Origin of the sequence: Clostridium sp. DMHC 10 (genome assembly GCF_001270375.1) — a bacterium.
GTDB classification, from domain to species: Bacteria; Bacillota; Clostridia; order Clostridiales; family Clostridiaceae; genus Clostridium_S; species Clostridium_S guangxiense.
Genome location: NZ_LGVB01000015.1, coordinates 2991804 through 3004154 on the forward strand (window position 1 = coordinate 2991804; position 12351 = coordinate 3004154).

Annotated in this window: 9 protein-coding genes and 2 pseudogenes; 9 read left to right on the forward strand and 2 right to left on the reverse strand. The window is 32.4% G+C overall.

Annotated features, from left to right (window positions below):
• Positions 1-8: 8 nt before the first annotated feature.
• The 3 genes and pseudogenes from AGR56_RS16370 to AGR56_RS16385 all read left to right on the forward strand — a co-directional run bounded on the left by AGR56_RS16370 (position 9) and on the right by AGR56_RS16385 (position 4886).
• Positions 9-1543 (forward strand): annotated as a pseudogene (locus tag AGR56_RS16370) (ammonium transporter).
• Between the two features lie 334 nt (positions 1544-1877).
• Positions 1878-3968, forward strand: coding sequence for a glutamine synthetase III (locus tag AGR56_RS16380; protein ID WP_053243112.1), 2091 nt, complete (start codon positions 1878-1880; stop codon positions 3966-3968).
• A 183-nt stretch (positions 3969-4151) separates the two neighbouring features.
• Entirely contained in the window at positions 4152-4886 is a 735-nt protein-coding gene (locus AGR56_RS16385; RefSeq protein WP_278279716.1) for an EFR1 family ferrodoxin, read from the forward strand.
• Between the two features lie 104 nt (positions 4887-4990).
• On the opposite strand, the gene AGR56_RS16390 is transcribed toward AGR56_RS16385, so the two are convergent.
• On the reverse strand, positions 4991-5617 hold the full coding sequence (locus AGR56_RS16390; RefSeq protein WP_053243114.1) for a DedA family protein: 627 nt from the start codon (positions 5615-5617) through the stop codon (positions 4991-4993).
• Positions 5618-5993: 376 nt separating this feature from the next.
• On the opposite strand from AGR56_RS16390, the pseudogene pyrB reads away from it, so the two are divergent.
• From pyrB to AGR56_RS16420, 6 genes and pseudogenes are all read left to right on the forward strand, one after another.
• Positions 5994-6915: pseudogene (pyrB, locus tag AGR56_RS16395) on the forward strand (aspartate carbamoyltransferase).
• A gap of 1 nt (position 6916) precedes the next feature.
• Positions 6917-7348, forward strand: a complete 432-nt coding sequence (locus AGR56_RS16400; protein WP_053243115.1) for an aspartate carbamoyltransferase regulatory subunit — start codon at positions 6917-6919, stop codon at positions 7346-7348.
• Between the two features lie 64 nt (positions 7349-7412).
• Positions 7413-8552 (forward strand): dihydroorotase, encoded by a 1140-nt coding sequence (locus tag AGR56_RS16405; RefSeq protein ID WP_347460503.1) that lies wholly within the window; start codon positions 7413-7415, stop codon positions 8550-8552.
• Between the two features lie 122 nt (positions 8553-8674).
• Positions 8675-9538, forward strand: a complete 864-nt coding sequence (gene pyrF, locus AGR56_RS16410; protein WP_053243116.1) for an orotidine-5'-phosphate decarboxylase — start codon at positions 8675-8677, stop codon at positions 9536-9538.
• A gap of 74 nt (positions 9539-9612) precedes the next feature.
• Complete coding sequence (locus tag AGR56_RS16415; RefSeq protein WP_053243117.1) at positions 9613-10353, forward strand: dihydroorotate dehydrogenase electron transfer subunit; 741 nt, start codon at positions 9613-9615, stop codon at positions 10351-10353.
• Positions 10346-11242, forward strand: a complete 897-nt coding sequence (locus AGR56_RS16420) for a dihydroorotate dehydrogenase (RefSeq protein WP_053243118.1) — start codon at positions 10346-10348, stop codon at positions 11240-11242. Before AGR56_RS16415 ends, AGR56_RS16420 begins: the two co-directional genes overlap by 8 nt.
• 599 nt (positions 11243-11841) lie before the next feature.
• Here the strand turns inward: AGR56_RS16420 and AGR56_RS16425 are convergent.
• Positions 11842-12237, reverse strand: coding sequence for an HD domain-containing protein (locus AGR56_RS16425; protein WP_242851507.1), 396 nt, complete (start codon positions 12235-12237; stop codon positions 11842-11844).
• Positions 12238-12351 lie beyond the last annotated feature (114 nt).

Consider the following 12351-nt stretch of genomic DNA (forward strand, 5'->3'; position numbering starts at 1 on the left):
CTATAATTATGAAAAAAATTTCTAAAATATCTATTGGCATAATATTAATAATTTTATTAACTGGTATATTCAGTATGACCGCTTTTGCAAAAAGTTCTGCAGCAGTAAATGATCCATCTGGTACTAAAATAGGAACATCAGCGGATATTAGTGCTGCTAAACCAGGCAAGCCTACAGCAGAGGAAGTTGCAAATCAAGTTGGAAAGAATACACTTGGAATAAACTATGTATGGGTAATACTCACAGGCTGCTTAATATTTTTCTTTCAGGCAGGATTTGCAATGGTTGAAACAGGATTTGTAAGGGCGAAAAATGCCATGCATACTATGGCAATGAACTTAATGGTATTTCTTGTTGGTACTATAGGATTTTATCTTACAGGATTTGCATTTATGTTCGGAGGTGTAGGAAGTTGGAGTACACTAGGAAGTGGTACTCAAGCACTTAATCATGAATTCGGGAATATAATTGGACTTAAAGGTTTTATGTTAAGTGGTTCAACTTATGATGTTGGAATATTTGCATTGTTCTTCTTCCAGATGGTGTTTATGGATACCACATGCACTATACCAACAGGAGCTATGGCAGAGAGAGTGAAATATTCTGCTGTAGTAATAAGTTCATTCTTTATATCACTTTTATATTATCCTTTATTCGGAAATTGGATGTGGGGAGGCGGATGGCTTTCTCAAATAGGTAAAACTTTAGGATTAGGTCATGGAGCTTTGGATTTTGCCGGTTCTTCTGTTGTTCATGGTATGGGCGGAATGATTGCTTTAACTGGAGCTATAGTAATAGGACCACGTATTGGTAAGTTTACAAAGGAAGGAAAATCTGTTGCAATAGCTGGACATCACATTCCTATGGCTGTAATTGGAACAATAATACTATTCTTTGGATGGTTTGCATTTAATGCAGGCAGTACTACTAATGGTGATGATTTTAGAATTGCAGTTGTTGCAGTTAATACAATGATAGCTGGTGCTGTTGGTGGTTTTGTAGCTATGGTGTATATGTGGATTAAATATGGTAAGCCAGATCCGGCTATGACGTGTAATGGTGCGTTAGCAGGCTTGTTGCCATAACTGCACCGTGTGCCTTTGTTAATAGTGTAGCAGCATTTATAATTGGATGTGTATCTGGAGTTTTGGTTTGCCTAGCAGTTCGTGTAGTTGAAGATAAATTTAAGATTGATGATCCAGTTGGAGCTGTTTCGGTACATGGTGTAAATGGGATATGGGGAATGATTGCCCTTGGATTATTTGCAGATGGAAGTTATGGAAATGGGCTTAATGGCGTTGCAGGAACGGTAAAAGGTTTATTTTATGGAGATCCTAGTCAATTAGGAGCGCAACTTGTAGCTGTAATTACTTTAATGGCTTGGGGACTTGGATCATCATTTATATTCTGGAAGATACTTGATAAAACTTTGGGAATTAGAGTTAAACCTGAGGATGAAATTGCTGGATTAGATATACCGGAAATGGGAATGCTTGCTTACTCTGATTTTGCATTGTTAAGTTCAGCAGAAGCTAAAAAGTAAATATTAATAAATAAACGGGGCTGTCAAAATTTTTTTAGTGTGACGGCCCCTTGTGTATATAAATTAAGTATGAATTGGCATAATGCGAAGGTTCTATCGAAATTACTTAACCTTGTTCGTATTCTATGAAAACGTATAAATTTAAAATATTGTAGTAATTAAAATAAGATTTTGAATTTTTAGCTGTGTAAATTAAAAAATAAATATTTTATGTTGCAAATTTTTGATAATTATATTATTATAGTAGTATCAGCGATATGAAATTATAATATTAAAAGTTAAGCTTTTATTTAAGCTTTAAATTGAAATAATTATTTTTGGAAGGGGATAAAAAATGAAAAAGTTAGACAAGATATTTGGTTCAAATGTATTTAATGAATCAGTTATGAAGGAACGCCTTACAAAACCTGCTTTTAAAGCATTAAAAAACACTATAGAAAAAGGGCTTCCATTAGATATTTCTGTAGCAGATGAAGTTGCAAATGCTATGAAAGATTGGGCTGTTGAACAAGGGGTCACTCATTATACACATTGGTTTCAACCTTTAACTGAAACAACTGCTGAAAAGCACGATGGATTTGTTTCACTTCCAACTGAAGGAAAAACTATTCTTAAATTTTCAGGAAAAGAATTGATAAAGGGAGAGCCTGATGCATCATCATTCCCTTCAGGTGGATTGAGAGCTACTTGTGCAGCTAGAGGATATACTATATGGGATGCTACTTCACCAGCATTTATAAAAAACAATACATTGTGTATACCAACTGTATTTTGCTCATATACAGGTGAATCTCTAGATAAGAAAGCTCCTCTTTTACGTTCAAGTGAAGCATTATCAAGACAAGCAATGCGTGTGTTAAAAGCACTTGGAAATACATCATCAAAGAGAGTTTTAACAACAGTTGGACCTGAACAGGAATACTTTATAGTTGATAAAAAGACTTATGATGAAAGAGAAGATTTAATATTTACAGGAAGAACATTGTTTGGTGCAATGCCTCCAAAGGGACAAGAACTTGATGATCATTATTTTGGAGTTATAAAAGAAAGAGTTGCAGCATTCATGAGTGATGTTGATGAGGAACTTTGGAAACTTGGAATTACTGCTAAAACAAAGCATAATGAAGTTGCTCCAGCACAGCACGAATTAGCAACTATATTTTCAGATGCTAATTTAGCTGCAGATAATAACCAACTTGTTATGGAAACATTAAAGAAAACTGCATTAAAACATGGTCTTGTTTGCTTACTTCATGAAAAACCATTTGCAGGAGTAAATGGATCTGGAAAGCATAATAACTGGTCAATGGCTACAGATGATGGAATGAACTTATTAGATCCAACAGATACTCCACATGACAATAAACAGTTTTTATTGTTCTTCAGTGCTGTAATAAAGGCAGTAAATGAACATGCTGATTTACTTAGATATTCAGCTGCTAATGCAGGAAACGACCACCGTTTAGGTGCAAATGAAGCTCCTCCAGCAATAATATCAATCTTCGTAGGTGAACAACTTGAAGATGTATTAGAGCAAGTCGAAAAAGGTGCTTTAACAGGATCAAAGAGCGGAAGCAAACTTGATTTAGGAATTACAACAATACCTGTTGTTACAAAAGATGCAACAGATAGAAATAGAACATCACCATTCGCATTTACAGGAAATAAATTTGAATTTAGAATGCCACCATCATCAGCACCAGTTTCAGGTGTTAACTGCATTTTGAACTCAATAGTTGCTGAAGTTTTATCACAAGTAGCTGATAGACTTGAGGGTGCAGCAGACGTAGATGCAGAAGTTTCAAAAATCGTTACTGAGTTCGTTAAAGAAAACAGAAGAGTTGTATTTAACGGAAATGGATACTCAGATGAATGGGTTACTGAAGCTGAAAAGAGAGGTCTTCCAAATATAAAGACTACTGTAGAAGCTACAAAAGCACTTATAGACGAAAAGAATATAGCTCTTATGGAAAAGCTTGGAGTAATGAGTAAAGTTGAAATGGAATCACGTTATGAAGTTTCACTTGAAAACTACTCAAAGACTATAAACATTGAAGCACTTACAATGATAGATATGGCTTCAAAGAAAATACTTCCAGCTGTTATAAAATATGCAACTGATGCAGCTGCATCTATAAATACTATAAAAGCAGCAGTACCTAGTGCAGATGTTTCAGTTCAAACTGAAATAGTAACAGAAGTTTCATCACTTACAGCAGAACTTAGCAAAGGCATTGCAGCACTTAAAGCTTCAACTGAAGGAGCAGCATCTAAAACTGATGGATATGAACAAGCTTATGCTTATAAATTTGACGTTTTTGAAAAAATGGCTGCTTTAAGAGAAGTTGCTGATAAACTTGAAGTTATAGTTGCAAAAGAAGCATGGCCATTCCCAACTTATTCAGATTTATTATTTAACGTATAAAATAAATTGTACTACAAAAATAAAAGGATTTTCTCTGTATGAGAAATCTTTTATTTTTGTTATATGTATTACTTAGAAATTTAACTATATTTAAGTTTTTATGGATAATCAAAAACAAATGAATTATTATATATTTATAAAATACAAATATATGGAGGTGAAATTTATGAAGGGAATAATAATATTTTTTCGGGTACAGGCAATACAGAGTATATGGTGAAACTCATTTGTGGTGAGTTTCAAAAAAGAAATATTCAATGTGATTTGTTTAATATAGAAAATAATGAGACTTTAAAAGATGAGTATGATTTCTATGTTTTTGCATCACCTATTCATGTTGAGATTTTTCCTAATATTTTTGTGGATTGGTTATCAAAAAAATTGCCTGAGGCGGACAATAAAAGATGCATCGTTTTATCAACTCAAGCATCAGCAGTTGGATATGGTGGAAGGCAAATAAGCAAGCTGCTAGAGAAAAAAGGATATAACATAGTGTACGTAAGATCGATTCCAATGCCGAATAACTATTATTTAGGTAAGTTTAAAGCAACTACTGAAGATAAAAAAATAGAGATGAAAAATGAGGCTCAAAACGAAGCTCAAGCGGCAGTAGAAAGTTTTCTTAGAGATGATGTGTATATAGAAAAAGAGTCGCTTTATATAACTGAGCTGTGCAAATTAGTGTATAAGCTATATAAGCCAGTTCTAAATAACTTTGCTAAAAAAAATCTCACTGTTGACTATGATGTATGCATAAAATGTAAGAAATGTGAGAAAGGATGTCCGGTAAATAACATCAAGTTTGATGAAAAAATACATTTTGATAAAAATTGTATAGCCTGTCAAAGATGTGTGCAAAAGTGCCCAGTTAACGCTTTTAAATATCAAGAAGAGCACTTCAATCAACTAAAACTTTAGAGGAAATGGTATTAATTAGAGTATAATTGACAGAGTACAGAGTACAGTGGAGGCGGATTTACCTTTCGCTTCTCTCAGGTAAATGCCTCCACTGTACTCTGTTTTTAAGCAGTTTCTCTTGATTTTTTTACTTTCTGAAATATTTTATATAATATGAATAGCACTATAGCGCCGGCAACTATGTAATCTGCTATGTGAAAATATGGACGAATCATTTGCCAGTTATTTCCCATTACGTATCCAACGTAGCCTAAAACTACACTCCAAAGAGTGGAACCTAAAGAAGTATATAGTACAAATTTAGTGAAATTCATTTTTGCAATTCCAGCTGGAAGTGATATGAAAGTTCTTATTATAGGTAAAAGCCTTGAAAAGAAAACTATTTTATCACCATATTTTGCAAAAACAGCATCACTTTTAGCTATTTTTTCTTTAGATAAATGAAGTTTGTCAGCATATTTTTCAACAAGAGTTCTTCCACCTCTAGCCCCTATTTCGTAAGTTGCTATTGAACCTAATATACCACCTAATGTTCCGGATATTATCATTAAAACTAAGTTTAACTTTTGATGAGTTGGTGCGGAAGGAGAACTTAAATATCCACCAAAAGGTAGTATTGCTTCACTTGGAATAGGGATACACGCACTTTCAAAAAACATACCAAGAAAAGTTCCCGCATAACCTAATTTGCCAAGTATAATAATTATTATATCTATAATTTTTTCGACCAAAATTATCCCTACTTTCAATTGTATTAAAGATAAATCACATTGAAACTTGAAGCGGTTTATCTATATAATTGAAATTATATCATAAAAATGAGAGTTTAGGTGATTCAATAATAAGGGTTTACTCAATATTAATATTTTGAAAAAGAAACTGTCACAAAGGCAATGTTTTTATTGACAAATGACTATCAAAATGTTAGTATGAATTAAGAATATGGAACCTTTAATGCTAGTCCTGTGAGGCTGGGAAGGTATGTATAGAATGTTAGTCTATATTGGTGTATTATACCTTCCTGTAAAAGGGAAGGTTTTTTTATTGCAGATTTTTTACAAAATACCTTTAAATTTAGTTCAGAGAAACTAAGAAGGAGGAAAGTTTATGTTAAAAGGTAGAAGTTTAATAGACCCAATGGATTTTTCAAAAGAAGAAATAGAGGAGATTTTTGCGCTGGCAAGTAAGATAATAGAGAATCCTCAAGAATATTCACATGCAGCAGATGGTAAAATATTAGCTACATTATTTTATGAACCAAGTACAAGAACAAGATTTAGCTTTGAAGCTGCAATGCTTAGACTTGGTGGTAAGGTTATAGGTTTCTCGGAGCCTAATTCAACTTCAGTATCAAAAGGAGAAACTATTGCAGATACAATAAGGATAGTATCCTGTTATGCAGATATTGTAGCAATGAGACATCCTAAAGAAGGAGCACCTAAAATCGCTTCTATGTATTCAGAAATTCCTGTCATTAATGCCGGAGATGGTGGTCATCAACATCCAACTCAAACACTTACAGATCTTTTAACCATGAGCAAAATTAAAGGGAAGCTTTCAAATTTAACCATAGGAATGTGTGGGGATTTAAAATTTGGAAGAACAGTTCATTCACTTATAAAAGCTTTATCAAGATATGAAAATAATAAAATAATTCTTATATCTCCAGACGAACTTAAAGTTCCTAATTATATAAAGAAAGAGATACTGGATAAAATAATATAGAGTACGAAGAAGTTAAGAGAATAGAGGACGTAATTGATTCTTTAGATGTACTTTATATGACAAGAGTTCAAAAAGAAAGATTTTTAATGAGGAAGATTATATAAGACTTAAGGATAGTTATATATTGGATAAAAATAAGCTTTTAAAGGCTAAGGATGATATGATAATACTTCATCCACTCCCAAGAGTTAATGAAATATCCTATGATATTGATAACGATAAAAGAGCTTGCTATTTTAAGCAAGCTAAATTTGGAATGTACGTTAGAATGGCTTTAATGGCTAAATTAATGGGGGTATTATAGTATGCTTACAATTAACAGTATAAAAAATGGCATAGTAATAGATCACATAAAACCAGGACACGGAATAAAAATTTATAAATATCTTAAACTTGATGAGGCCGATTTCCCTACAGCACTTATAATGAATGCTTCTAGTCGTAAAAATGTCGAAAAAGATATGATTAAAATAGAAAATGTTATGGATTTGGATTTAGCGGTGCTTGGATTCTTAGATCCTAATATTACAATTAATATAATTGAAGATGAAAAAATAAAAGAAAAGATACAGTTGAAATTACCTGAGGAAGTTGAAAATGTGATAGAGTGTAAGAATCCTAGATGTGTTACATCTTTAGAGAAGTATATTCCTCATAAATTTAAACTTGTGGATGAAAAAACCGGAGAATATAAGTGCGAATACTGTGATGAAATATACAAAATAAATATCCTATAGGAGGCTTTGATAATGGATCTTTTAATAAAAAATGCTCAAATTATAGATTTTTGTAAAAAATTTTGTGGGTGATATCTATATTAAGAATGGCATAATAGAAAAAATAGGAAAGAATCTAAAGGAATACTGTGAAGTTTTAGATTTAAAAGGATATGTGGTTATGCCATCTTTTGTAGATTTACACAGTCATTTTAGAGATCCAGGTCTTACCTATAAGGAAGATATTGAAAGCGGAAGTAGAGCAGCAGTGAGAGGCGGATATACGGCTGTAAATCTTATGGCAAATACAAAGCCAGTGTGCAGCGACATGAAGGTAGTAAATTATGTTAAAAACAAAGTTAAACAAATAGGACTAATAGATGTAAGTCAGGCAGTAAGCTTAACTAAGGATATGCAGGGAGAAGATATATCCCATCTTGATCTATTAGAAGATGGAGTTAAGGTGATTTCAGAGGATGGAAAAGGTGTAGCTAGCAGCAAAGTAATGTTTGAAGCTATGAAGAAGATAAAAGAAAAAGGCTTCGTGTTAATGGATCACGAAGATGATAAAGAAATTTTTGCTACTGATTCAAGGCTTGGAGAAAATTTAGCAACATTTAGAGATGTGGAGCTTGCAAAAACTGTTAGATGCAATTTGCATGTATGCCATGTGAGTACGAAAGAAGCACTTTTCTGTATTATAAATGCCAAAAAAGAAGGCTTTAGTAATATAACTTGTGAAGTAACACCGCATCACATAGCTCTTACAAATGAAATTGATTATAGAGTAAATCCACCTTTAAGAGAAAAAGGTGATGTAAACTTTATAATAAAAGCAATAAAAGAAGGATTTGTAGATGCAATAGGCACAGATCATGCTCCTCATTCAGAAGAGGATAAGAAAAATGGAGCACCTGGAATGTCTGGAATAGAAACTTCATTTTCTATATGCTACACGAAACTTGTTAAAGAAAATAATATTGCGCTAAATAAACTTTCAGAGATAATGTCAAAAAATCCTTCTGATATTCTTGGATTTAATAAGGGTAGAATCGATATAGGTTTTGAAGGAGATTTAGTTGTACTGGATTTAAATAAGAAATACAAAATAGATTCAAGCAAATTTGAATCAAAGGGCAAAAACACACCTTTTAATGGAATGGAAGTGTACGGAGAAATTTTAAGAACATTGAAAGGTGGAAGAACCGTCTATAGAAAATATTAAAATAGACTACATTGAAGTTTTAAATTAGCTAAAAAAATTTTTGATGGAATTTGTTAGAATAAACCTGGAACTTATAATTTTAAGATTTCAAGTTGTTTATCTATAAGTGTGAGGTGTATATTTTGATTATTGATAAACTTTATAATAGTGTTAAGGAAAAAGGACATGTGTGTCTTGGGTTGGATACAGATTTAAGTTATATACCAGAAAAATTTTTGGATAAGTATGAAAATATAGAAGATGCATTATTTAATTTTAATAAAAAAATAATAGATGAGACTATAGATGTTGTTTCTTGCTATAAAGTTCAAATTGCATATTACGAGGCATATGGTATTGCAGGACTTAAAGCGTATAAAAATACTTTGAGATATCTTAAAAATGAAAATGCCATTTCTATTGCAGACATAAAAAGAGGGGATATAGCCAAAACTGCTGAAATGTATGCAAAAGCTCATTTTACAGGAGATTTTGAAAGCGACATTGTAACTTTAAATCCATACATGGGAATGGATAGTATTGAGCCATATATACCTTATATTAGAGATAATGAAAAAGGTGCCTTTGTACTTTTGAGAACATCAAATAAGGGAGCAGAGGATATTGAATATATAGAAACTTCAAACGGAAAGAGAGTGTACGATGAGGTTGGAGAAAAAATATATTCTATGGGAGAGAAGCTTAAAGGAAAATGCGGATATTCTTCTATTGGAGCGGTAGTTGGATGTACTCATGTAGATGAAGGAATAAAGATAAGAAATAATTTTAAAAATATGTTTTTCTTAATTCCAGGATATGGTGCACAAGGTGGCACTGCAAAAGATGTAAGTTTGTATTTAACAGAAGGTAATGGTGGAGTTGTAAATTCTTCAAGAGGAATACTTTTAGCATATAGAAAAAAAGATGGTGGAGAAGAAAAGTTTGAGGCATGTGCAAGAGAAGAAGCAATAAATATGAGAAATAAAATACGAGAGGCCATAAAATAAAAGATTGCAAATTAGATTTTAGAGTTTTTAGGTTATTTCACTATATTATATAAGGAAAAGTTGAGGGAAAAGCCATGAAAGAAAAATATACTGTAGAAAAGGTATATGAAAATATAAAAATAGAAGACGGAATATATAAGCTAACAATAAAAGGAAAGTTTAATGTAAAACCAGGTCAGTTTTATCTTCTAAGGGCATGGGATGTGGAGCCTGTACTTTCAAGACCTATAAGTGTACATTTTGCCAGCGATGAAGAAATATCATTTTTATATTCAGTGGTTGGAAAAGGAACAAAAATATTATCACAATTAAAAACTAATGATGAAATAAAGATAACAGGTCCTTTAGGAAATGGGTTTGATGTAGATAAGGTAAGTGGAAAAGTAGCTATAGTCTGCGGTGGAATAGGAATAGCTCCTATGGTTTACTTAGCAAGTCAATTAAAAGAATGTGATGTAGATTTTTATGCGGGATTTAAAACGATGAGTAAAACTGTGGATAATGTGGAAAAATATGTTAATAACTTGAAGTTATCCACAGAAGATGGAAGTATTGGACATAAAGGGTATGTTACTGACTTATTAAATCCGGAAAATTATGATATGGTTTTGTGCTGTGGACCTGAAGTTATGATGTATAAAGTTATAAAAATGTGTCAAGCATCAAAAACTCCTGTATATGTATCTATGGAGAAAAAAATGGCATGTGGTATAGGAGCTTGTTTGGTATGTACATGTAAAACAAAGGGCGGTAGGAAGAGAACTTGTAAAGAAGGACCAGTATTTTTAGGAAGCGAGTTGATTTTAAATGACTAATGTAAACATATGTGGAGTTAAATTTAAAAATCCTGTTATTTCTGCTTCTGGAACCTTTGGCTTTGGGGAAGAGTATTCAAACTACTACGATGTATCAAAGCTTGGAGGAATATGTTCTAAGGGACTTACAATAAACCCTAAGGAAGGAAATAATGGAGATAGAATATTTGAAACAGCTAGTGGAATAATGAACAGCGTTGGACTTCAAAATCCTGGTGTAAGGCATTTTATAGAAAATGAACTTCCTAAAATGAAGGAATTTGATACAGTTTGTATTGCTAATTTAGGCGGCGGCTGTGAAGAAGATTATATTAAAGGAATAAAGCTTTTAAATGAAACCTCATGTGATATTATTGAGCTTAATATATCCTGCCCAAATGTTAAACATGGTGGTATGGCGTTTGGTATAAAGTCTGATGTAGCTTATAACGTTGTAGCTGAAGTTAAAAAAGTTTGTACTAAACCTTTAATGGTTAAATTATCACCTAATGCAGAAGATATTGTAGATATGGCTGTTAAATGTGAAGAAGCTGGTGCTGATGCAATATCTCTTGTCAATACTTTTAAGGGTATGGCAATAGATATAAAAAGAAGAAAACCTGTATTTAATAATGTTACAGCAGGACTCTCTGGTGCCTGCATTAAGCCAATAGCTCTTAGAATGGTCTATGAAGTTTCTAAGGAAGTTAAAGTGCCTGTTGTAGGTATGGGTGGAATATACAGCGCAGAGGATGCTGTTGAGTTTATAATGGCTGGGGCTCATGCGGTTCAGGTTGGAACAGCTAATTTTATAAAGCCTGATATTTGCCTTGATATAATAGCTGGAATAGAAGAATTTATGAAAAAAGAAGGAATAAAAGACTTAAAAGAAATCAGAGGAATAATATAGATAGAACCTTGAATGCTTAAAATTATAAATGACAAGTATGTACTGATAAACTGGAATTTAACTCAGAGTACAAAGTACAGAGGACAGAGTACAGTGAAGGATGATTTTTCTCCGCTGTCGCTACAAAAAATCTTAAACTTAATGCACGCATGAAGGATGATTTTTCTCCGCTGTCGCTACAAAAAATCTTAAACTTAATGCACGCAAAGCGCTTAAAATATAGTGCTCAGCGTAGCTGACACTATTAAGCTCTAAGATTTACCTGAGAGAAACGAAAGGTAAATCCACCTTCACTGTACTCTGTACTTTGTACTCTGTGCTCTGAATCAACTTCCAGTTTGTAGAGATAAATTTGGTGTTAGTAATTTTAGCTTTTCAGCCTGTTTATCTCTATATTAAACTCTCATAAGAATTTTCTATTACGTTTGGCAGAAGCGTGTATATATTGCAACCACATAATTTATCAAAGTACTTTTTTAACTCTAAAAATGCTTTCCATTTATCAATAGTAAAATCCGGCAACCATGTCTAAGTGCCACATCAATTAACCTTTTCTCCATAATACAAGCACCATTCGGCAATGATATTGCATCACACAATTAAATTAATCGATCATAATCATCATATACTGCATTCTTTATAAAGCTGCACAAGAAAACCTTTTGTTCTTCTGTGCAATCAAATTTTCCAAAAAACGTATTTACATCTTGTATTGGATATGAATGTGTTAAGCATATTTTTCCAATCTCTTTTTCATTTAAACTCATCATATAATCATACCCATCAATTGTATGCATGATTGATTTTATACCTGCTCTACGTCCTATATCATGCAATAATCCCATAACATAAGCCTTATTACTATCTAATATATCAATCTTATCCGCAATTAATTTAGCGTTTAAACCAACTGACATGCTATGTTTTACCCATGGTCCCGGGTTTAGCTTTGCACCTATTTCTAATTCTTTTTCTGCTTCTTTGGGATTTAACATAATATGTTCCTCCATAAACTAAATTTTATGATTTATTATACGATATTAATCCTTAATACCCATATAATTCAAAAATACCTTGTATGATCCCATAATTGTAAATACATTCCTAAA

Coding starts and splice junctions, on each gene's coding strand:
- AGR56_RS16380 (WP_053243112.1), top strand. CDS start 1,878: ATGAAAAAGTTAGACAAGATATTTGGTTCAAATGTATTTAATGAATCA.
- AGR56_RS16400 (WP_053243115.1), top strand. CDS start 6,917: ATGCTTACAATTAACAGTATAAAAAATGGCATAGTAATAGATCACATA.
- AGR56_RS16415 (WP_053243117.1), top strand. CDS start 9,613: ATGAAAGAAAAATATACTGTAGAAAAGGTATATGAAAATATAAAAATA.
- AGR56_RS16420 (WP_053243118.1), top strand. CDS start 10,346: ATGACTAATGTAAACATATGTGGAGTTAAATTTAAAAATCCTGTTATT.
- AGR56_RS16425 (WP_242851507.1), bottom strand. CDS start 12,237: ATGTTAAATCCCAAAGAAGCAGAAAAAGAATTAGAAATAGGTGCAAAG.